A 21,784-nucleotide genomic window follows, 5' to 3' on the forward strand; every position below is an offset into this window, starting at 1 on the left:
ACTTTTTGAATCAAATCGTGTCCGGGCCGCCAAGGCGGCATTCGCCACAAATGTGGCGTCCGTGCTAGAAGCGCGCCGGGGATTTGCGTTGAATCGGGGTTTGCTCAAATGAGTTCCAAAGGATCTGCACCGGCAAAGGCCGGCTTGCGCGTTGGCGTCATTGGCGCCGGCGTGATGGGCAGCAACCATGCGCGCGTGCTTGCGGGTCTTCCCGGCGTCAGCCTCGTCGGCGTCGTCGATCCTTCGCCGGCACATCGCACACGCGCGACGGAACTTGCCAATTGCGCGAGTTTCGAGACGCTCGACCAGCTCTTCGCCGAAGGCATCGACGCCGTCACCATCGCAGCTCCCACCCACCTGCATCACGAGGTCGCGCTCGCCTGCATCGCCAAGAACATTCATGTTCTGGTCGAGAAGCCGATCGCATCCACGGTGGAGGAGGGCCGCGAGATCGTCGCTGCCGCGCAAAAGGCCGGCGTCACGCTGATGGTCGGCCATGTCGAGCGCTTCAATCCGGCGGTTGCCGCCGTCAAGCAGGCGATCGCGGGCGAAGACATTCTTTCCATCGCGATCACGCGCGTCGGCCCGTTCCCGCCGCGCATGTCCAATGTCGGCGTCGTCATCGACCTCGCCGTGCACGACATCGACCTGATCCGCTGGTTCACCGAATCCGACATCGTCGAGGTGCAGCCGCAGCTGTCGAGCGCGGTCGCCGAGCGCGAGGACATCGCGCTCCTGCAGTTCCGCACCGAGAGCGGCGTGCTCGCTCACATCAACACCAACTGGCTGACGCCGTTCAAGGCGCGCAGCGTCACGGTCGCGACCCGCGGCAAATACGTGATGGGCGATCTGCTCACGCGCCAGGTCACCGAGTGCTTCGGCTTCAAGCCTGACGGCAGCTATTCGATGCGGCATCTGCCGGTCGGGCATGACGAGCCGCTCCGCGCCGAACTGATCGCGTTCCTCAAGGCGGTGCGCAACGGCGAGACGCCGGCGGTCACCGGCGACGAAGGCGTCGCCAGCCTCGAGATCGCCACGCAATGCCTGGAGACGCCGTCACGGCCCGCGGCCAAATCGCCCGCCCTCAAGGGCCCGCGCCGCGTCGCCGGCTGAACCCTTCATCCATGTCGACCCTTCAAGAAGGCGCCAAGAGCCAGGTCATGAACCAGCATCTGCGTTCCGAACCCATTCCCTTCATCGACGTCGCCTCGCAGCGCCGCCGGCTCGGCGCTTCGCTGGATGCCGCGGTCAAGCGCGTTCTCGACCACTGCCAGTTCGTCAACGGCCCCGAAGTCGTCGAGCTCGAGAAGCAGCTTGCGGCCTACAGCGGTGCCAAGCATGTCATCGGCTGCGCCAGCGGCACCGACGCGCTTCTCATGGTGCTGATGGCAAAGAACGTCGGGCCCGGCGATGCCGTGCTGTGTCCGTCCTTCACCTTCATCGCGACCGCGTCGCCGGCCGCACGGATGGGCGCGACCCCTGTCTACGTCGATGTCGACGAGACGACCTTCAACATGAGCCCGGAGTCCCTGAAGCGCGGCATCGCGACCGCTCGCAAGGCGGGCCTGAGGCCGGTTGCGGTCATTCCGGTCGATCTGTTCGGTCAGCCCGCCGATCACGATGCGATCGCCGAGATCGCCAGGGCCGAAGGCCTGTTCGTGATCGACGACGCCGCGCAAGGGTTCGGTGCAAGCTATAAGGGCCGCAAGCTCGGCACCTTCGGGCTCGCCACCACGACCAGCTTCTTCCCGGCAAAGCCGCTCGGCTGCTTCGGCGACGGCGGCGCGATCTTCACCGATGACGACGAGCTCGCGGCCACCTTGCGCAGCATCCGCGTGCACGGGCAGGGCGTCGACAAATACGACAACGTCCGCCTCGGCCTGACCGGCCGGCTCGACACCATGCAGGCCGCGATTCTGATCGAGAAGCTGAAGATCTTCGACGACGAGATCGCAGCCCGCAACAAGGTCGCGGAGCGCTACGCGCGTGGGCTGTCCAACGTGGTCACCGTGCCGCGTCTCAGCCCGGGCAATACCTCGGTCTGGGCGCAATACACCATCCGCCTGCCTGAGGGCACCGACCGCGACGGCTTCGCTGCCGCGCTGAAAGCCCAGGGCGTGCCGACCGCGATCTATTACGGCAAGTCGATGCATCAACAGACCGCCTACAAGCAATATCCGGTCGCCGAGGGCGGCCTGCCCGGTTGCGAGAGCCTGTCGCAGGACGTCATCAGCCTGCCGATGCATGCCTATCTGACCGAAGCCGATCAGGAGCGAATCATCGCCGCCGTCCGCGGCGCGCTGGGGGGGTGATCTTGCGCTTTTCTTCCCTCTCCCCTTGTGGGAGAGGGTGGCTCGTCGCGAAGCGGCGAGACGGGTGAGGGGTCTCTCGCCGCACTGAATGCAAGGAGAGAAACCCCTCACCCGATTGAGTTTATATCTACTTGCGGCGCTGCCCTCTCCCACAAGGGGAGAGGGCACAGCAATGCGCATCGCAGGCCGAGCGGCCGTCTTTTTTCATCACGTCAAACTTCAAAGCCTTATCGTTAGACTGATTAGTCTCTAAAACAGACACATGCTCGGACGCATCTTCACGGTCGGTGGTTACACGCTGCTCTCGCGGCTGACGGGGTTTGCCCGCGACATCATGCTCGCGGCGATCCTCGGCGCCGGCCCCGTGGCCGATGCCTTTTTCGTCGCGCTGCGGCTGCCCAATCATTTTCGCGCGATCTTCGCCGAGGGCGCCTTCAACGCCGCCTGGGTGCCGGCCTATGCGCATGTCCATGGCGAGAAGGGGGAGGGGGCGGCAAAGCTGTTCGCCGACCGCATTTTCACGCTGCTGTTGGCCTCGCAGGTGGTGCTGCTGATCGTCGCCTGGCTGTTCATGCCGCAGGCCATGAGCATTTTGGCGCCGGGCTTCAGTGACGACGCCGAGCAGCGCAAGCTCGCGATCGAGCTGACCCGGATCACCTTTCCCTATCTGCTGCTGATCACGCTGGTGACGCTCTATGGCGGCATGCTCAACGTGATGCAGCGCTTTGCCAGCGCCGCGGCCGCCTCGATCTTCCTGAACGTCTCGATGATGATGACGCTGGCGGTCGCCGTCTGGTTTCCGAGCGCGGGCCACGCCGCGGCCTGGGGCGTCCTGATCTCCGGTTTCCTGCAATATTTCCTGCTCGCCGGCGATCTCGCCCGCCATGGCGGCCTGCCGCGGTTTGCGCCGCTCAAGCTCGACGAAGACGTCCGCGGCTTCTTCAAGGCACTCGGCCCCGCGACGCTGGGCTCGATGGGCACGCAGGTGGCGCTGTTCGCCGATACCATCATCGCGACCTTCCTGCCGGCCGGCGCGCTGTCGGCGCTTTATTATGCCGACCGGCTCAACCAGCTCCCGATCGGCGTGATCGGCATCGCCATCGGCACCGTGCTGCTGCCAGAGATGTCGCGCCGGATCACGGCCAACGATCATGACGGCGCGATGAAGGCGCAGCGCCGCGCCTTCGACTTTACGCTGCTGTTCTCAATCCCGTTCGTCGCGGCCTTTCTCACCGTGCCCGACGCGATCATGCGCGCGCTGTTCGCCCGCGGCGCGTTCTCCAAGGCCGACGCGGTTGCCGCCGGCGGCACGCTTGCGGCCTATGCCATCGGCCTGATTCCCTTCGTGCTGATCCGTAGCGCGGTTGCGACCTTCTATGCGCGCAAGGACACCGCAACGCCGGTGCGGGCATCGCTGACCGGCATCGCGGTCAACGTGGCGCTGAAGGTCGCCTTGATGGGATCGCTGGCCCAGGTCGGCCTTGCACTCGCAACCGCCGTCGGCGTCTGGACCAATCTCTTGCTGGTGCTGTTCTTCGCCGTGCGGCGCGGCTTTCTCGTGCTCGACCGTGCCTGGCTGATGTCGCTCGGCAAATTCCTGCTGACCGGGATCATCCTCGCCGCAGCGTTCTGGCTGATCGCGCGCCTCAGCACTTCAGCTCTCGCCTCGATGCGCTTCCAAGACGAGTTGACGCTGGTTCTGCTCGCGGTCGGGGGCACGATCGTCTACGCGCTTGCGATCCTCATCCTGTTCGGCCGCAGCTGGCTGGTTTCGCTGGTGCGCGGCTAGGCGCGTGCCGAAAGCCAACACGCCTAGCCCGCCGTCACCGCGCCGAAGAATCGCTTTGAACGCGGACAACGCCGTGAGCGGATGGACCGTTTGTTGGGCCTCGGAGGCACCAGGGGTCTCCAGCGCGTCATGCCCGCCGGGCGGCCTTCATGCGGTTCGCCAATCGTGATACGATCTCGACATTCAGGTGCCGTCCTCAGGCAGCAACGCGATGAGGCAGTGACCATGTCATTTCGCTCTTCCTGGTCCACATCTCGGATCGACCAGTTCGCCACCGGCAATGCCGACCTGTTGATCCTGATCGGCCGCATCCTGCTTGCATGGGTGTTTGTTGGAAGCGGGTATGGAGCACTCGGCAACTTCAGTGGCTCAGTGGGTTATTTTCGCTCGCTCAACCTTCCAGCGCCGCAGCTGTTCACGACGATCACCGTCATCCTGGAAATACTGATATCGGTTGGTTTGATACTCGGCGTTGGTACGCGCTACTGCGCAATTTTGATGTTTCTATTTGTATTGTCGGCTACTGCAATCGCTCATCGTTACTGGGAATATCCCGCCGGTCCGCAACAGATCGGGCAGTACAACAATTTCCTGAAGAACATCTCGATATCAGGAGGCGCTCTGTTGATCCTGGTCACCGGAGGGGGCCGGTTCTCCCTCGATCGGAGGCTGGCAGGCTAGCAGCGTTGTTCGTTTCAGCCGCTTCTTCGGCCTGATAGCCGATAACTTGCTTCGAGTGAGCATCGTCGGCCCCGGCAGAGTTGCGACAGGTTGCAGCCGCACGATGTGCCGTTTGGTCCGTTCGTCTGACGCCATCAACGCGACACGCAGTTCTGCCAGCTCGGCAGCTGCCAAGCCGTGCCTTTGCGGCCGTTTACTGCGTCACTTCGCCTTGTGCCTGAAAGCAACCTCGAGCAGATGGCTGACGAGATTCGAGAGCGGCTTCAGGCGCTCGCTTATTATCCTGAAGGAAAGCATCAGCCACGTCGCGAGCGCGGCACACCACAACAAGGTTTCCAATGTTTCGGGCATGAGGACACCCATGAAAGCGATTACTGGAAATCCGAGCAGTGTTGCCGATCTGAACCCACGCGACAAGTCCTCCTAAAAGTGGCAACATGCTGAAACACTCGGAAGAACCGTAGCTCGCCATGACAATCGCCTCAGCACGGCGTCTGAGTGTACGCCGGGAAGCTGGACCATTTTGCTGCTGGTGCTCTTCTTTGCCGCGCGGCGCGGCTTTCTCGTGCTGGACCGTGCCTGGCTGATGTCGCTCGGCAAATTCCTGCTGACCGTGATCATAGCCGCAGCGTTCTGGCTATCGCGCGCTTCGGCGGTTCAGCTTTCGCCTCGATGCATTTCCATGACGAGTTGACGCTCGTCCTGCTCGCCGTCCGCGGCACGATTGTCCATGCTCTCGCGATCTCATCCTGTTCGGCCGCAGCTGGCTTGTCTCGCTCGTGCGCGGCTAGGCAAGCAGGTGCTCGCCCCCAGGGTGCAACGGACATCGGCACATCTCTTGATTTTGCGCGATTGGCGTGCTACACGCGCTGCATGATTAAATGCTCGCGCACCGTCAACCGCAACCACATGACCCGCTTCGGCTGGGCCGTGGAAGGAGTCGTGCGCTAGGAATTCGACGACGACATCTTTTCCACCAGGCCCCGCCGGCATCGGACGGGGCCTTTTGTTTGGCCACGCTCCCTGCCGGCTCAACAGCAGGAGCGTGCGATGCCACCCCAACAGACGAACATCTCACCCGAAATTGAGGTCGATGCCGCAAGGCGTGGCCTCGACCTTTCCATCGTCCTGAGCCTGCTCAGGCGCTACTGGCGTGCGTTTCAGGAGTGGCGGCCGCGCGCAGGGGTCACCTTGCAGGACCTCAGTGACAGGGAGCTGATGGACATCGGTCTGACGCGCGGCGATATCGATTGCATTGCGCCTGAACGCGCCATCGAGAGATTGAGAGACAGCACGATGACTCTGTGGGGCCGCGGTGGGATGTGACGGACACAATTCCTGCCGTTCTTCACTGCGACAAGGAGAGGAGGCGAACATGATATCGCATGCTGCGGGTGCTCAGGCGGACGTGGAAATCCGGCGATTGAATGTCGATGATCTCGATCTTTTTCGCGACATTCGCGCGGAGGCGCTTCAGATGCACCCTCAAACGTTTGGGTCTCCTGAAGAGGACGAGGGCGGGGAGCCGATGATGGCGGCTTATCGCCGTTGGCTGGATGGAATGATCCTCGGCGCATTTCGATGCGGGAGCTTGATGGGCGTCGCGGGCTTCTATGTATCGCCAGATCGGCGATCGCAGCACAGGGGCAACATCTTCACGGTTTACGTGAGGGAGGAGGGCCGAGGTAAAGGGGTCGGAGATCGGCTCATCAAGGAGCTTCTTGCCCATGCCGAGGCACGCGTCGAGCAGGTGCATCTCGCCGTCCTGCTCGAATCGACCGCTGCAATCAACACCTACAAGCGTAACGGCTTTGAAATCTACGGTACCGATCCCGCTGCCGTCCGCATAGGAGAGGCCACCTACGACAAGTACTTTATGGTCAGGAAATTCAGCCGCTAAGGCCGTCCCGCACGGCTGTCCGGCCTGGTCGCGCCAGAACCGTCGGGGGTGGCTTCGAATCATCGGCCTCAATGGGGGAACGGCCCGCCTAAACCCGTTTGCCTTGCCAGTTTTTCCACGGCAATATGCCGGCAAAACAACCATGAGAACGGGAAGATAAAATGGCGGCTCCCATCAAGTTCGGCGTTGGCCAAAGCGTGCTGCGCAAGGAGGATGACGCGCTCATCCGCGGCAAGGGCCGCTATACCGACGATTACGCGCCGCAGGCTGCGCTGCGCTGCCTGATGCTGCGCTCGCCGCACGCGCATGCCAAATACACCATCGATGTGAGCCGCGCCCGCGGGCTGCCCGGCGTCGCGCTGATCCTGACCGCCGACGACGTCAAGGATCTCGGCAATCTGCCCTGCCTGTTCAACCTCGAGACCGATCCGTTCACCGGCCCGCCATACCCGATCCTGGCCAAGGACGAGGTACGCCATGTCGGCGATGCCGTCGCCTTCGTCGTCGCCGAGACCATCGACCAGGCGCGCGACGCGATCGAGGCGATCGACGTCAAATGGTCGCCCCTGCCGGCGGTGACCGGCGTCGTCAATGCCGTGAAGAAGGGCGCGCCGCAGGTCTGGCCCGACAAGGCCGGCAACGTGCTGTTCGACGTCTCGATCGGCGACAAGGCCGCGACGGAAGCTGCCTTTGCCAAGGCGCATGCAGTCGCCGAAATCTCGATCGTCAACCCGCGTGTGGTCGCGAGCTTCCTGGAGACGCGTGCGGCGGTCTGCGAGTACGATTCCAAGCGCGACCATCTGACGCTGACGGTCGGCAGCCAGGGCAGCCACCGCCTGCGCGACATCCTGTGCCAGAACGTGCTCAACATCCCGACTGACAAGATGCGGGTGATCTGCCCCGACGTCGGCGGCGGCTTCGGCACGAAGCTGTTTCCGTATCGGGAATACGCCCTGATGGCGGTTGCCGCGCGCAAGCTGAAGAAGGCGGTGAAGTGGGCGGCCGACCGCTCCGAGCATTTCCTGGGCGATGCGCAGGGCCGCGACAACGTCACCACCGCGAAGATGGCGCTGGCCGAGGACGGCAAATTCCTCGCGATGGACTGCGACCTGATGGGTGACATGGGCGCGTATCTGTCGACCTTCGGCCCCTACATCCCGCATGGCGGCGCCGGCATGCTGCCGGGCCTCTACGACATCCAGGCCTTCCACTGCCGGGTGCGCACCATCTTCACGCACAGCGTGCCGGTCGATGCCTATCGCGGCGCCGGGCGGCCTGAAGCTGCCTATGTCATCGAGCGCCTCGTGGACGCCTGCGCACGAAAACTCGACACGACGCCGGACGCGATCCGCCGCAAGAACTTCATCCCGCCGAAGGCGCTGCCGTACAAGACGGCCACGGGCAAGGTCTATGATTCCGGCGATTTCGCCGCGCATCTCAAGCGCGCGATGGAGATCGGGGAATGGAAGGAGTTTGCAAAGCGCGCCAAGGCGGCCAAGAAGGAGGGCCTGATCCGCGGCATCGGCCTTGCGAGCTATGTCGAGATTTGCGGCGTGATGGGTGAGGAGACGGCCAATGTCCGCCTCGATCCGAGTGGCGACGTCACCGTGCTGATCGGCACGCAATCGAGCGGGCAGGGCCATCAGACCGCCTACGCGCAGATCGTCGCCGAGCAATTCGGCCTGCCGCCGGAGCGCGTGCATATCCGCCAGGGCGACACCGAGGAGATCGCGACCGGCCTCGGCACCGGCGGCTCGGCCTCGATTCCCACCGGCGGCGTCTGCGTGCAGCGTGCTGCGGGCGATCTCGGCAAGAAGCTGAAGGAGTTCGCCGCGCAAGCGCTGGAAGCGAGCGCGGGCGACCTCGAGATCACCGACGGCATGATCCGGATCGCCGGCACCGACCGCTCGATCTCCTTTGCCGACCTCGCCAAGCGACCCGGCGCCGACCCCACGAAGCTGAACGGCAGCGCGACCTTCGCCAGTGCCGACGGCACCTATCCCAACGGCACGCATCTGGCGGAGGTCGAGATCGATCCGGCCACCGGCATCATCAAGATCGTCAACTACGTGATCGTCGATGATTTCGGCAAGACGCTCAATCCGCTGCTTTTGGCCGGCCAGGTGCATGGCGGCGCCATGCAGGGCATCGGCCAGGCGCTGATGGAGCAGGTGGTCTATGGCGCGGGCGACGGCCAGCTCATTACCGCGACCTTCATGGACTACGCGCTGCCGCGCGCAGCGGACGGGCCGGCCTTCGTGTTCGAGACTGCCAACGTTCCCTGCAAGACCAATCCGCTGGGGGTGAAGGGCGCGGGCGAGGCCGGCGCGATCGGCTCCTGTCCGGCCGTCGTTAATGCCATCGTCGATGCGCTCTGGCGCGAATACAAGATCGACCATATCGACATGCCGGCAACGCCTGAGCGGGTCTGGATCGCCATCAACGAGCACCATCGCCGTCACAGCCTCTAGGCGGCGATTCTTCCGCGGCGGGAATAAACGCTCGCTGCGGGGTTTCTATCCTTGAATGGGCCCATCCTCACCTCTGCGAGCCGGAGACATTTTCAATGAAACGAACGATGATTGTCGCGGGGACCATCCTGCTGGGTGCGGGCGCCGTGATGGCGCAGCAGGAGATCGCCGTTCAGCAGGACAATCTGATGCGCGCGATCGCCAAGAACCAGTATGGCGTGATCCAGAAGATGACCAAGGGCGACATCCCCTTCGACAAGAAAGCTGCCGATCAGGCCATCGCCAGCATCGAGGCCGATGTTGCCAAGATCGCCAAGACCTTCGAGGTCAATCCCAAGCAGGATGTCGTCGACGCGACCTATGGCGCCTCGCAAAAGGTCTGGCAGAACAAGGCCGATTTCGACTCCAAGATCCCGCCGGTGCAGAAGGCGATCGCCGATGTCAAGGGCAAGATCAAGGATGTCGCCAGCCTGAAGGCGGCCTATACCGCAATCAATGACCGCTGCAGCGATTGCCACGAGACGTATCGGGTCAAGCTGAAGTAGCGAGGCGCAATTCTCGCTCCATCCGGGCTACGGCGCCGATAAGGAATCGAAAAGGCGGTTGCGAAAGCAGCCGCTTTTTTGCGCCGGCGCGAAGCGCGGCAGGAATTTATGTCCGCAAGGCCTGACGGATCGCTGTGAGAGCAGCTATCTTGGCTGCAGTCGCCGCGGAATTGACGTGAGCTGTTGGAAATTGGCGCATCTCGCTCCCGACGGCCTCATCAGGAGTTCCATGGCGCGGCTTCAAGCAGAACAGCGAGACAGGCCATGGCAAAACCGTTTCCGTCGAAGACCCACATCGGCAACCATATGCTGCATCCCGAAACCTTGATGCTGACCTATGGCTATGATCCGCAATTGTCGGAAGGCGCCATCAAGCCGCCGGTCTTCCTGACCTCCACCTTCGTGTTCAGGACCGCCGATGACGGGCAGGACTTTTTCGATTTCGTCTCCGGCCGGCGCGAGCCGCCGGAAGGCATGGGCGCGGGCCTGGTCTATTCGCGCTTCAATCATCCCAACAGCGAGATCGTCGAGGACAGGCTCTCGATCTACGAGCGCACCGAGAGCTGCGCGCTGTTCTCGTCCGGCATGGCGGCGATCGCCACCACGATCCTGGCTTTCGTTCGCCCGGGCGACGTCATCCTGCATTCCCAGCCGCTCTACGGCGGGACGGAAACGCTGCTGACGAACACGCTGGCCCGCCTGTCGATCGGCGCCGTCGGCTTCGCCGATGGGATCGACGAAGCCGCGGTCAAGCAGGCCTCGGAGGAGGCCATGGGCAAGGGTCGCGTTTCGATGATCCTGATCGAAACCCCGGCCAATCCGACCAACGGCCTGGTCGATGTCGCCATGATCCGCCGCATGGCCGATTCCATCGGAAAGGCCCAGGGACACACGCCGATCATCGCCTGCGACAACACGCTGCTCGGCCCGGTGTTTCAGCGGCCGATCGAGCACGGCGCCGACATTTCCCTATACTCGCTCACGAAATATGTCGGCGGTCATTCGGACCTGATCGCGGGCGCCGCGCTCGGCTCGAAGGCGCTGATGAAAGGCATCAAGGCGCTCCGGGGCGCCATCGGGACCCAGCTCGATCCGCATTCCTGCTGGATGATCAATCGCTCGCTCGAGACGCTGAGCCTGCGCATGGAAAAAGCCGATGCCAATGCGCGCCTCGTGGCGGATTATTTGCGCGACCACCCCAAGGTCGCCAAGGTCCACTACCTCGGTCATCACGAGGAGGACTCGCCGGCCGGGCGTGTGTTCGCGCGGCAATGCCTGGGGGCGGGATCCACCTTCTCGTTCGACATCGTCGGCGGCAAGGATGCTGCGGTCAAATTCCTCAACGCGCTGCAGATCCTCAAGCTGGCGGTGAGCCTCGGCGGCACGGAGTCGCTCGCGAGCCTGCCCGCGACCATGACCCATTCCGGCGTTCCCGCCGACATCCGCCGGAAAATCGGCGTGCTCGATTCCACGATCCGGCTGTCCATCGGCATCGAGAATCCCTCCGACCTGATTGCCGACCTCACGCAGGCGCTGAACGCGGCTTAAAGCATGATCCGGAAAAGTGCGCAGCGGTTTTCCGAAAAGATCATGCTTGAACAACAACCTAGAGCGCGATGACGATTCATCCTGATCGCATCGCGCTTTAAGCGCGGCCGGAATCGAAAAGGCCGGACGCCCCTCCTGCGCCCGGTCTTCACGCAACGAAGCAGCGTCGCGGCTTACTTCGTCACCTGACCGCGGATCTCGCCGCCCGGGTTGGCCGCGGTGTGGATGTTGACGTAGAGCTTGCCGCCGAGCAGATCGGCAGCCTGCGCGTCGGTCAGCGTCGCTTCGCCCTTCACGGGGCTGGCGGTCGCATTCGGGATCGCGAGCGCGACGCCGGCGTTCTTGCCGGCCTCCGCGGGGCCGTGGAAATGGGCGGCGGTAGCAGGGCCGGACAGCCCGGAATAGGTGACCGTCCACGAAAGCTTCTTGCTGGCGGCATCATAGTCCAGATCGGCGGTTCCGGTGGCGCTGCTGGTCGTTGCCGGCACCTCGGACTTGCCGTCGAGCGTTGCTTTCAGCTTTTCGGCGCTGGCCGGAGCTGCAAAAGCAACGGCACCGAGTGCTAAGGCGGCAATGACGGTCTTGTTCATGACATTCTCCCTGCTGAACCCGTTCGGGCTGCCAAACTTTCAACAGCCGGCATTTCAGTTTATTCCCGTTTCCGGCCAAGGCGGGCTAAATTCTTCGTGGCTGGAGCCGCGGCGACATTGGTCTTAGGTTCGCCGTGTCGAGTGAATGGATACCCATGTTGCAACGAACAATTCTCGGGGGGCTGCTCGCCGCGGTCGCCGCCGGCGTCGTCTATTGGTGGCTCAGCGCGCCGGTGGTGGCGGCTGTGGGCAACGCGCCGGCGCATGTGGCAAACCTCGCCAACGGCGAGGCCATGTTCAACGCCGGGGGCTGCGCCTCGTGCCACGCCACGCCCGACCAGCCCGACCGTGTCAGGCTCGGTGGCGGCCTCGCGATCAAGTCGCCGTTCGGAACGTTCTACGCGCCGAACATCTCCCCCGATCCGAACGACGGCATCGGCAAATGGACCGACGCCGACTTCGTCAACGCGGTTATGCACGGGGTTTCGCCAGGCGGGCAGCATTATTTTCCCGCCTTCCCCTATACGTCCTATCAGCACGCAAGGCGCGAGGACGTGCTCGATCTCTTCGCCTATCTGAAGACGCTGCCGCCCGTTGCAGGCAAAGTGCGAGACCACGACGTCGGCTTTCCGTTCAACATCCGCCGCAACATCGGCGTCTGGAAATTCCTGTTTCTGCACGACAAGCCTTTTGTCGCCGACGGCACCAAGTCGCCGCAATGGAGTCGCGGCGCCTATCTCGTCAATAGTTTTGGCCATTGCGCCGAATGCCACAGCCCGCGCAACGCGCTTGGCGGCATCATCCAGGGCCAGCGCTTTGCCGGCGGGCCCAATCCGGAAGGCGAGGGCTGGGTGCCGAATATCACGCAGAAGCGCCTCGGCGAGTGGAGCGCGAAGGATCTTGCCTACTTCCTCAAGACCGGCGACTTGCCCGACGGCGACAGCGCCGGCGGCGCGATGAAGCGAGTGATCAAGAACACCTCGCAGTTGTCCGAGGCGGATATTGCGGCGATGGCGGACTATCTCAAATCGCTGCCGCCGGTCGACGGTCCGCCGCGGCCCAAGCGCAAGGAAGCTGGTTAGCTCAGCTGGCGCCGAACGCCTTGAAGGTGATGATGGTGAGGGTGTCCTGGATGCCCGGCAGCACCTGCACCTTCTCGTTGACGAAATGGCCGATGTCGGTGTCCTTGTCGACGTAGAACTTCACCAGGAGGTCGTATTGGCCGGCCGTGGAGTAGATCTCGGAAGCGATCTCGGCTTCGGCAAGCGCATTGGCGACCGTATAGGACTGGCCGAGCTTGCATTTGATCTGGACGAAGAAAGGAACCATCGCGGGCACTCCGAAAGCGTATCTGGCGGCTAATAGGCCAAACCCGGCACCATTTAGCAAGCGGACTTGCCGGCCACCAGATGTCGGTCCGGCGCCTAGGAGGTCACCACGGCCGCGGCGAATGCGTCTCTGAGCCGCTGGGCAAGCTCGACCTTGCGATAGGGCTTGGTCAGCACGATCGCCTGCGCATGCGCGTGGCCCTGCTCGACCAGGGTCTCCAGCGCGTAGCCCGAGGTGAACAGGACCGGCAGGCCGGGGCGAATCCGCCGCGCCTGATCGGCAAGCTCCCAGCCGCTCATGCCGCCGGGCATCACGATGTCGGTGAACAGGATGTCGATACCGGGCTCGGTGCGCAGCTGCTGCAGGGCCTCCTTGCCGTTGACCGCGGCAACCACGCGATATCCGAGAGCTTCCACCCTGCGAATGGCGGAGGAGCGAACGAACGGATCGTCCTCGGCGATCAGGATCGTCTCGTATCCTCGGGGCGCCGCGTCCTCGCCATCGGAAAGCTCGGCGTGCGATGATCCGATGTCCGCGCGCGGCAAATAGATCCGGACCGTCGTCCCAAGGCCCGGCTCGCTGTAGATCGAGACGTGGCCATTGGATTGCTTGGCGAAGCCATAGACCATGCTGAGCCCGAGGCCCGAGCCCTTGCCGACCTCCTTGGTGGTGAAGAACGGCTCGAAGGCGCGCCGGGTGACCTCGGGCATCATGCCTTCGCCGTCGTCGGTGATCGAGATCAACACGTAGCTGCCGGATGCGACTTCGGGGTGAAGGGCGCGATAGTCGTCGTCGAGTGTCGTCAACTCCGTGCTCAGGGTCAGGTGGCCACCGGCCGGCATGGCATCCTGCGCATTGAGCGCAAGGTTGAGCACGGCGGATTCGAGCTGGGCCCGATCCGCGAAGGCCACGATCGTGCCGGGCCTGGAGGCCGTCCTGATCTCGATGTCCTCGCGCAAGGTGCGCTTGAGCAGCTTGAACATGGACTCGAGCAGGCCGCGGCAATCGATCGTCTGGGGCTGCAGCAACTGGCGGCGACTGAATGCGAGCAGGCGCTGCGTCAGCTCGGCACCCCGTTCGCCCGATTGGCAGATGTCCTCGGAAAAGCGGCGCAGGTCGGGCCTCGCCTTGAGCTGCTCGCTCAGGTGCTCGGCGTTGCCGATGATGACGGTGAGCAGGTTGTTGAAGTCGTGGGCGATGCCGCCGGAGAGCTGACCGACCGTCTCCATCTTCTGCGCCTGCTGGAGCTGCTGCTCAGTCAGCTTGCGCGCGGTCAGGTCGTGGACGATGCCGACGAAGATCAATTCGCCGTCCTGCCGGGTCCGGCCGACCGACACGTCCATCGAAAAGGTCGATCCGTCCTTGCGCAGGCCGATGGCCTCGCCGGCGGTCGCGAAATGCCTTGCGTGGCTGTCGGGCGGGGTGCCCGCCTCGGGCATCAGCATCCTGACGTTCCGGCCCATGACCTCGTCGGCAGAGTAGCCGAACAAGCGCTCGCAGGCCGGATTGAACAGCAGAATATGGTCCTGCGCGTCGAGCAGGATGACCCCGTCGACCGCGGTCTCGACGATCGCGGTGAGGCGCGCCACGCTCTCGCGCATGGCGCGCTGGGCGTCGCTGACCTGCTGGAGCAGGAGCGTCGCGTCCCGGCTCTTGATTTCCTCCTCCTCGAGCGCGGCCTGGACCTGCCGCAGCTCGAACGGCGAGGGGATCGTCAGGATCTTCGGCAGCAGCGGCCAGAGCGCGCCCGCCGTGACCACGGATGCCACCGCGGTCGCCGCCTTGACCATGCCCTCGATGCCATAGACCGGGACCCAGAGCGTGTAGATCGACAATACGTGGGTCAGGCCGCACGCCATGATGAAGATCGCGAAGGCCCAATAGACCCAGCCGAACTTGAGGTCGCGCCGCTTGGTGACCAGAATCGCAAGGGCAAACGGAATCGAAAAATAGGCGGCGGCGATGCAGGCGTCGGAAACGACGTGAAGCCAGATCAGCTCAGGCTCCCACAACAGGCAGATGCCGTGCGGCGACAGCATGGACGAGTCGAGGAGACGTTCAAAAAAGGCCCACATCATTCCACCCCAAGATTCCGTTCCAGGCGGCTTGCGGGCCGGGAGCCCGCAACATGGGTGTCGCTGGACAGTTCCACTCTCACCTCGCGCTCCGGCGAAGCAGGTAAGGTTCGAGACTATACCAAGGGTCCGGCGCGGTTGCATTTTCAAGTCCGCACGATTGCGGGGCGTGCCGGCCCGCTGCTTGCCTGATTCGCAGGGAATACACGGCGTCGCGAATCACTGTCGAACACGGCTCGGCGCGCTTGCCGGTGTTCCACGGCCGCGCTAGGACAGGCCATGGCGGTGTCCTTATCCAGCAAAGGTGCCCGGCGATGACGACCCCGGTCGCACTCACCATCGCCGGCTCCGATTCGAGCGGCGGTGCCGGCATCCAGGCCGACCTGAAGACCTTTGCCGCGCTCGGCGTCTATGGTGCCTCCGCCATCACGGCGCTGACGGCGCAGAACACGCGTGGCGTTACCGGCATTCATCCGGTCCCGGCCGAATTCGTCACCGCGCAGATCGATGCGGTGTTCTCCGATCTCGACATTGGCGCGGTGAAGATCGGCATGGTGGCTGAGGTCGCCGGCATCGATGCGGTCGCGGCCGCGCTGTCGCGCTGGTCGCCGCGGCATGTCGTGCTCGATCCCGTGATGGTGGCAACCTCCGGCGACCGTCTGCTGGCATCCGAGGCCGTCGACGCGCTCCGCACAAAACTGATATCGCTGGCGTCGGTGATCACGCCCAATCTGCCGGAAGCCGCGGCTCTGCTCGACGAGCCGGTCGCGGCAAGCGAGGCCGAGATCGAACGCCAGGGGCGTCGCCTGCTGGCACTCGGCTGCCGTGCGGTCCTGATCAAGGGCGGACACGGCGAGGGCGCCGAGAGCATCGATTATCTCGTCGATGCCCAAAACACGATCGCGCTCGCCGCGCCGCGCGTTGCGACCCGCAACACCCATGGCACCGGCTGCTCGCTGTCCTCGGCGGTCGCGGCTGGACTGGCCAAGGGCGAAGATCTGGAGCTTGCCGTGCGCAACGCCAAGTCCTGGATCAGCGCGGCCATCGCAGCCGCCGACCGCTTCAGCGTCGGGCACGGCCACGGCCCGGTCCATCATTTCCACAGGTTCTACTGAGGCGGGCCGTCCGCGGAAGCGCGGCCATCGATCCGTTGAGCGCTGGCTTCATCGTCCCCAATGCCTTGTGGCGACATCGAGCAAGCGCCTCTCCTTCGAGACGACCGCTTCGCGGTCTCCTCAGGATGAGGCCGAACTGCGTCGGTCCGCTTTGAATTTGCAGCCGCGCACTCCGCCCTCATCCTGAGGGCCTGCCAACGGCGGGCGTCTCGAAGGTTGTGCCGCGGGGGAGCTGGCCTCAGGGAAGAGTAGGGTCCCGGCGCCTCCTGCGGCGCCATGTCGCCTGATTGTCGCATGCGGCTGATATTCGCAGGCAGGCGAGGCAAGGCGTGATTCGTATCTGAGGGTGCCTCAAAAGTTCAATTGGTCATCCCCCTGTCACGGGACATTGTTACAGGCTGGCGCATGGGAAGTTACGATGTGAGTGACGAGAGCCCGGAGCGGCGCTTTCGCACGTTGTTCATCTCCGACGTTCATCTCGGAGCCCGCGGTTCTCAAGCCGATCTTCTGCTCGACTTCCTACGCTACCATGATGCCGACACGATCTATCTCGTCGGCGACATCGTCGACGGCTGGGCGCTGAAATCGAGCTGGAACTGGCCGCAATCCCACAACGACCTCGTGCAGAAGCTGCTGCGCAAGGCGCGCAAGGGCGCCAAGGTCGTCTACATCCCCGGCAATCACGACGAGTTCCTGCGCAACTATTACGGCACGCATTTCGGCGGCATCGACGTCGTCGAGAACACGGTCCACACCGGCGTGGACGGCAAGCGTTATCTCGTCATCCATGGCGACATCTTCGACCTCGTGGTGCAAAACGCGCGCTGGCTCGCCCATCTCGGCGACAAGGCCTACGACTTCGCGATCCAGATGAATCGCTTCGTCAACTTCTTCCGCCGCTTGTTCAAGGTGCCCTATTGGTCGCTGTCGCAATGGGCCAAGCAGAAGGTCAAGAACGCCGTCAATTACATCGGCGCGTTCGAGCAGGCGCTCGCCGCCGAGGCGCGGCGCCACGACGCCGACGGCGTGATCTGCGGCCACATCCATTACGCCGTGATCCGCGACGAGGGCGGCATTCGCTACATGAATTGCGGCGACTGGGTCGAGAGCTGCACGGCGCTGGTCGAGCACGACGACGGTCATTTCGAGATCATCACCTGGGCGGATCATTTGCAGAAGCCGGCAGCCGTCCCGCAGGTTGCAGCCAGAGCTGCGTAGAAGAGGCCGCGTGATGCGCATCCTGGTCGCAACCGACGCCTGGCACCCGCAAGTCAACGGTGTGGTTCGGACGCTGACCAAGCTCGCCGACGCCGGCAAAAGCCTCGGCGTCGAATTCACGTTCCTGACGCCGCAATCCTTCCGCACCTTTGCAATGCCGAGCTATCGCGACGTGCGGCTGGCGATGCCCCGCCCCGCACGGATCGCGAAGCTGATCGAGGGGGCGCGGCCCGAAAGCATCCACATCGCGACCGAAGGGCCGATCGGCCTGATGGTCCGCCGCTATTGCCGCCAGCGCAAGCTGCCGTTCACGACCAGCTTCCACACCCGCTTTCCCGAATATGTCCGCGCCCGCGTGCCGGTGCCGGGCTCGCTGATCTGGCGGGCGCTGCGCCGCTTCCACGCGCCCAGCCGCGCCGTGATGGCGGCAACGCCTGCGCTCGCCCGCGAGCTGACCGAGCGTGGTTTCGACAATGTCGTGCTGTGGCCGCGCGGCGTCGACACCCATCTGTTCCACCCCCGCGCCATCGACCTTTGCCTGCCGGGACCGGTGTTCCTGTCGGTCGGCCGCGTCGCGGTGGAGAAGAATCTCGAGGCCTTCCTCGATCTCGAGCTGCCCGGGACCAAGGTCATCGTTGGTGACGGCCCCGCGCGCGCCTCGCTCGAAGAGGCCTATCCCGACGCGATCTTCCTCGGCGAGAAGCACGGCGAGGAACTGGCGGATATCTATGCGGCCGCCGACGTCTTCGTGTTTCCGAGCAAGACCGACACGTTCGGCCTGGTCCTGCTGGAAGCGCTCGCAAGCGGCCTGCCGGTGGCCGCCTTCCCGGTGAAGGGCCCCCGCGACGTCATCGGCGATGCCCCGGTCGGCGCACTCGATCACGACCTGCGCAGCGCCTGCTTCGCGGCGCTGGACATCTCCCGGCAGGACTGCGTCGCGTTCGCCGCCAATTACACCTGGGAAGCCTCGGCGAGGGCCTTTGTGGCCAGCATTGAGGCGGTCGGCGCGGTGCTGCCTGGCCGGAACGCCGCGGAACAGCCGCGCTTCGTCGCCTGAAGAGAAAAATCCTCGCGCGGAGGTGTCTTGCCCGCGCTGCGGTGGCCGCGATAAGGTCTGATATGACCGAACAGCTCCTCCCGATCGGCCCTGCCGATATCGACGCCGCAGCGCGCGTGATCGCGCCCTACGCCATCCGCACCCCGCTGTTGTCCTTTCCCGTGCTCAACGAGCGCGTCGGCGCCAAGGTCTTCCTGAAGCCGGAGATGCTCCAGCGCACCGGCTCGTTCAAGTTCCGCGGCGCCTTCAACAAGGTGTTCTCGATCCCGCAGGACAAGCGCGCCGGCGGTGTCGTCGCGTTCTCCTCCGGCAACCACGCCCAGGGCGTGGCGGCGGCGGCAAAGATTCTCGACATGCAGGCGACCATCGTGATGCCGGCGGATGCGCCGCTGTCGAAGCGCGAGCGCACAAAATCCTACGGCGCCGAGGTCGTGCTCTATGATCGCGACAAGGACGACCGTGAGGCAATCTCGCGCGGCATCGCCGAGAAGCGCGGCGCGACGCTGGTCAGGCCTTACGACGATCCGTTCGTGATCGCAGGGCAGGGCACTGCCGGCCGCGAGATCGCGGAGGACATGGCAACGCTCGGTCTCAGCCCCGACATCGTGGTGGCGCCGGCGTCCGGCGGCGGCCTGATCGCGGGCGTCGCAACCGCCGTGAAGGCGCGCTATCCGCTAGCCGAAATCGTGGTGGCCGAGCCCGAGGCGTTCGACGATCACGGCATTTCGCTGAGCGCAGGCCATCGCGAGCCGCATCCGCCGGCGGGCCGCACCATCTGCGATGCGCTGATGGCGCTGATTCCCGGCGAGATGACGTTTGCGATCAACAGCAAGCTGCTGGCGCGCGGCGTTACCGCGTCGGACAAGGAAGTCGGCGCCGCCGTTGCCTTCGCCTATCGCGAGCTGAAGCTCGTGGTGGAGCCGGGCGGTGCGGTGGGTCTTGCGGCGCTGCTGGCGGGGCGTCTCGATGTGGCCGGCAAGAACGTCGTGATCGTGCTCTCCGGCGGCAATGTCGATGCGGATTTGTTTGCGGAGTTGGTCGCCTAGCCGCCATTCCGGGGCTCGCGAAGCAAGAACCCGGAATCCACTTCTCCGCCGTCTCTGCCGCACAATGGATTCCGGGCCTGCGCCTCACGGCGCATCCCGGAATGACGATCGTCGAGGGTCGACATGAAGAAGGGGCAGAGCGTTTCCGCTCTGCCCCTTCTTCGTTGTGTGGCTCGCTGCGATCAGCGCATGAAGCCGCGGTGGTTATTGCCGCCGCCCGTGCTCGGGGCCTGGTTCATCGACTGGCGGAAGTTGTTGCCGCCGTTGTTGACGTTGCGGTTCGTGGCGTTGAACTGCGGACGGTTGTTGTTCTGGACCTGCACCTTGTTCACCGGGTTGTTGTTGGGCTTCACGATGCCGGTGTTACCGTTGTTGACGCGGATCGGGTTGTTCTGCGTCTGGACGTTGACCGGCTTCGTCTCGATCTTCGGGCCGCCCTTGCCGACATTCACCGGCACGCTGACGATCTTGCCGGGGGTGCCGTTGCCGGCGTCCGGCTTGTTGTTGGTCGCGGGCAGGGTCACGATCTTGCCGATGCCGCCATTGCTGGTGGTCGTGTTGGTCGGCGCAGGCAGGGTGACGATCTTGCCCGGGGTCTGCGACGGCGTGCCGTTCGGCTGGTTGTTGCTTGAGGGCAGATTGCCGATCTGGCCGCCATTGCCGAGCTTGCCGATCACGTTACCGTCGACCGGCTTCTGCACGATCGGCAGATTGCCGTTGATCTGGTTGCCATTACCCTGCTGCAGCGGCATGTATTTGGGCTGGCCGAGATTGCCGATCTTGAAGGTCGGAGCAATGTTCTGCGGAGCCAGGAACTTGGTCGCCTGCATCAAGGGGATCTGCTTCGGCTGCGTCTGCAGCTTCAGCGCCATTTGCGCATAAGGGCTGTTGCCGTAGCTGTCGTAGAAGCTCTTGTAGGCAACCGGCGAATTCACCAGCACCGCCTTGTGCCAAGCCTGCGAGAGCAGGATGTTGTTGAGCAGCCAACGGACGTGGTCGCACAGCGGGTCGTGCGGATACATCTGGATGAACTCCTGATAATATTCCGGCCGGCCCTCGGACACGACGTAGTCATAGGCCTGACGCGTCGAGCGGCTCGGCAGGTTGGAGGCCATCTGCACCACCGGCGCCCTGACGGGCGCGCGGTTGGCGGCAACCGCGGTGTCGCCGAAGAAGGTGAAGTCCGAGGTCAGCGAGGAGCTCTCCCACGGGATCTGCGCGCCGCTGGTGGACTGGTTCACCTGCAGGCGGACGCGCTTGAACAACTGCTCGATCGGCACGTTGGGTTCGCGCGCGACGTTCAGGAACGCCTGCGTGTAAGGGCTGTGACCGCCGGTGCCGTCGAGCGCTTCGGCGCCCGGTGCGGTCGAGTAACCGACGATCGAGCCGTTCGGCGCATCGACGATGGCGAGGCCGCGGCCGGCGTCGTTGACATCAGGGAACGGATTGTTGCGGCATGCATCGAGGATGACGATGCGCATGCGGCTCGGGATCGTCTCCAGCGTCGACATCACGTCGACCAGCCGCACCGAATTATTGACGAGCTCGGTCTGGCTCGACACCTTGGCGTCGACGGGAACGAGATAGTTCTCGCCGGCGAGTTGCACGCCGTGACCGGCGTAATAGACCATCGCCACCGTGTTCGGACCGCGCGCGGACACCTTGGCGGAGAAGTCCTGGACCACACGGAGCATGTCGTTCTGGGTCAGGTCGGTCGCGGCAACCACCTCGAACCCCGCCGAGTTCAGGAACTTCGCCATCGACTCGGCGTCATTGTCGGGATTGGCGAGTTGCGGCGCGTTCTTATAGTTCGAATTGCCGATCACCAGCGCCACCCGCTGCTCCGGGCCCTGCAGCGCGGTGGGGGCCGGCTCGACCGGGGCAACTTGCGCGGAAACGGGGCCGCAGGCGAAGCCGAACAGGCTTCCCACAAGGCTGGCTGTCATCAGGAAAGGCTTTAGGCGGAACATGGCGTGCTCCTTTGGCACTGATCTCGATGCGAGATTGGTTGCCGGGGAGCCTCGCCGCGTTCGAGCTTGAGGTCCGTGATCCCCCTCACCATGGTGGCCTTGCGTGATCTGAATCACGCTCGGAACCTGCTATGGTGA

At 64.2% G+C, this 21,784-nt stretch carries 20 protein-coding genes; 15 read left to right on the forward strand and 5 right to left on the reverse strand.

Translation table 11 applies throughout. The features are described 5' to 3' along the window. Window positions 1-108: 108 nt before the first annotated feature. The 4 genes from XI04_RS02175 (at window position 109) to XI04_RS02190 (ending at window position 4,782) form a co-directional block, all read left to right on the forward strand. Entirely contained in the window at window positions 109-1,113 is a 1,005-nt protein-coding gene (locus XI04_RS02175; protein WP_038949052.1) for a Gfo/Idh/MocA family protein, read from the forward strand. An 11-nt stretch (window positions 1,114-1,124) separates the two neighbouring features. After that, entirely contained in the window at window positions 1,125-2,312 is a 1,188-nt protein-coding gene (locus XI04_RS02180; protein ID WP_271608779.1) for a DegT/DnrJ/EryC1/StrS family aminotransferase, read from the forward strand. Window positions 2,313-2,574: 262 nt separating this feature from the next. Beyond that, window positions 2,575-4,101 carry a murein biosynthesis integral membrane protein MurJ gene (gene murJ, locus XI04_RS02185; protein ID WP_271608778.1) on the forward strand — a complete coding sequence of 509 codons (1,527 nt, stop codon included), beginning with the start codon at window positions 2,575-2,577 and terminating at the stop codon, window positions 4,099-4,101. Between the two features lie 225 nt (window positions 4,102-4,326). Then, on the forward strand, window positions 4,327-4,782 hold the full coding sequence (locus XI04_RS02190) for a DoxX family protein (protein ID WP_271608777.1): 456 nt from the start codon (window positions 4,327-4,329) through the stop codon (window positions 4,780-4,782). Window positions 4,783-4,983: 201 nt separating this feature from the next. Here the strand turns inward: XI04_RS02190 and XI04_RS02195 are convergent, their stop codons facing one another. After that, window positions 4,984-5,133 carry a hypothetical protein gene (locus tag XI04_RS02195; protein WP_162130954.1) on the reverse strand — a complete coding sequence of 50 codons (150 nt, stop codon included), beginning with the start codon at window positions 5,131-5,133 and terminating at the stop codon, window positions 4,984-4,986. A gap of 172 nt (window positions 5,134-5,305) precedes the next feature. Between XI04_RS02195 and XI04_RS02200 the strand changes: the two genes are divergently transcribed. From XI04_RS02200 to XI04_RS02225, 6 genes are all read left to right on the forward strand, one after another. Continuing rightward, the gene (locus tag XI04_RS02200; RefSeq protein WP_240536405.1) at window positions 5,306-5,476 is read left to right on the forward strand and encodes a hypothetical protein; all 171 of its coding nucleotides are present in this window, start codon (window positions 5,306-5,308) and stop codon (window positions 5,474-5,476) included. A gap of 356 nt (window positions 5,477-5,832) precedes the next feature. Continuing rightward, on the forward strand, window positions 5,833-6,108 hold the full coding sequence (locus XI04_RS02205) for a DUF1127 domain-containing protein (protein WP_028143316.1): 276 nt from the start codon (window positions 5,833-5,835) through the stop codon (window positions 6,106-6,108). A 49-nt stretch (window positions 6,109-6,157) separates the two neighbouring features. Then, window positions 6,158-6,682 (forward strand): GNAT family N-acetyltransferase, encoded by a 525-nt coding sequence (locus XI04_RS02210; protein ID WP_271608776.1) that lies wholly within the window; start codon window positions 6,158-6,160, stop codon window positions 6,680-6,682. Window positions 6,683-6,843: 161 nt separating this feature from the next. Further along, window positions 6,844-9,153, forward strand: coding sequence for a xanthine dehydrogenase family protein molybdopterin-binding subunit (locus tag XI04_RS02215; RefSeq protein WP_271608775.1), 2,310 nt, complete (start codon window positions 6,844-6,846; stop codon window positions 9,151-9,153). 95 nt (window positions 9,154-9,248) lie between these two features. Further along, on the forward strand, window positions 9,249-9,698 hold the full coding sequence (locus XI04_RS02220) for a cytochrome c (RefSeq protein WP_028143313.1): 450 nt from the start codon (window positions 9,249-9,251) through the stop codon (window positions 9,696-9,698). A gap of 264 nt (window positions 9,699-9,962) precedes the next feature. Then, window positions 9,963-11,246 carry a cystathionine gamma-synthase family protein gene (locus XI04_RS02225; RefSeq protein WP_038949056.1) on the forward strand — a complete coding sequence of 428 codons (1,284 nt, stop codon included), beginning with the start codon at window positions 9,963-9,965 and terminating at the stop codon, window positions 11,244-11,246. A gap of 173 nt (window positions 11,247-11,419) precedes the next feature. On the opposite strand, the gene XI04_RS02230 is transcribed toward XI04_RS02225, so the two are convergent. Next, window positions 11,420-11,836, reverse strand: coding sequence for a CHRD domain-containing protein (locus XI04_RS02230; protein WP_038949057.1), 417 nt, complete (start codon window positions 11,834-11,836; stop codon window positions 11,420-11,422). A gap of 155 nt (window positions 11,837-11,991) precedes the next feature. Here XI04_RS02230 and XI04_RS02235 point away from each other — a divergent pair, with 155 nt between their 5' ends. Further along, the gene (locus XI04_RS02235; RefSeq protein ID WP_271608774.1) at window positions 11,992-12,918 is read left to right on the forward strand and encodes a cytochrome c; all 927 of its coding nucleotides are present in this window, start codon (window positions 11,992-11,994) and stop codon (window positions 12,916-12,918) included. 1 nt (window position 12,919) lies between these two features. Here XI04_RS02235 and XI04_RS02240 read toward each other — a convergent pair whose 3' ends face one another. Beyond that, entirely contained in the window at window positions 12,920-13,165 is a 246-nt protein-coding gene (locus tag XI04_RS02240; RefSeq protein ID WP_018317369.1) for an Lrp/AsnC ligand binding domain-containing protein, read from the reverse strand. Window positions 13,166-13,260: 95 nt separating this feature from the next. Then, window positions 13,261-15,243 carry a PAS domain S-box protein gene (locus XI04_RS02245; RefSeq protein ID WP_442869372.1) on the reverse strand — a complete coding sequence of 661 codons (1,983 nt, stop codon included), beginning with the start codon at window positions 15,241-15,243 and terminating at the stop codon, window positions 13,261-13,263. Between the two features lie 311 nt (window positions 15,244-15,554). Here XI04_RS02245 and thiD point away from each other — a divergent pair, with 311 nt between their 5' ends. The 4 genes from thiD (at window position 15,555) to XI04_RS02265 (ending at window position 19,676) form a co-directional block, all read left to right on the forward strand. Beyond that, window positions 15,555-16,355, forward strand: a complete 801-nt coding sequence (gene thiD / locus XI04_RS02250) for a bifunctional hydroxymethylpyrimidine kinase/phosphomethylpyrimidine kinase (protein WP_271608772.1) — start codon at window positions 15,555-15,557, stop codon at window positions 16,353-16,355. Window positions 16,356-16,760: 405 nt separating this feature from the next. Next, on the forward strand, window positions 16,761-17,573 hold the full coding sequence (locus XI04_RS02255) for a UDP-2,3-diacylglucosamine diphosphatase (RefSeq protein WP_028143308.1): 813 nt from the start codon (window positions 16,761-16,763) through the stop codon (window positions 17,571-17,573). A 13-nt stretch (window positions 17,574-17,586) separates the two neighbouring features. Then, window positions 17,587-18,630 carry a glycosyltransferase family 4 protein gene (locus XI04_RS02260; protein WP_028143307.1) on the forward strand — a complete coding sequence of 348 codons (1,044 nt, stop codon included), beginning with the start codon at window positions 17,587-17,589 and terminating at the stop codon, window positions 18,628-18,630. A 62-nt stretch (window positions 18,631-18,692) separates the two neighbouring features. After that, window positions 18,693-19,676 (forward strand): threonine/serine dehydratase, encoded by a 984-nt coding sequence (locus XI04_RS02265; protein ID WP_028143306.1) that lies wholly within the window; start codon window positions 18,693-18,695, stop codon window positions 19,674-19,676. Between the two features lie 182 nt (window positions 19,677-19,858). On the opposite strand, the gene XI04_RS02270 is transcribed toward XI04_RS02265, so the two are convergent. Then, a complete protein-coding gene (locus XI04_RS02270; RefSeq protein ID WP_028143305.1) occupies window positions 19,859-21,646 on the reverse strand; it encodes a caspase family protein in 1,788 nt (595 codons plus the stop codon). Between the last annotated feature and the right edge of the window lie 138 nt (window positions 21,647-21,784).

It is taken from the genome of Bradyrhizobium sp. CCBAU 11430, assembly GCF_028128855.1.
Classification (GTDB): Bacteria; Pseudomonadota; Alphaproteobacteria; order Rhizobiales; family Xanthobacteraceae; genus Bradyrhizobium; species Bradyrhizobium ottawaense.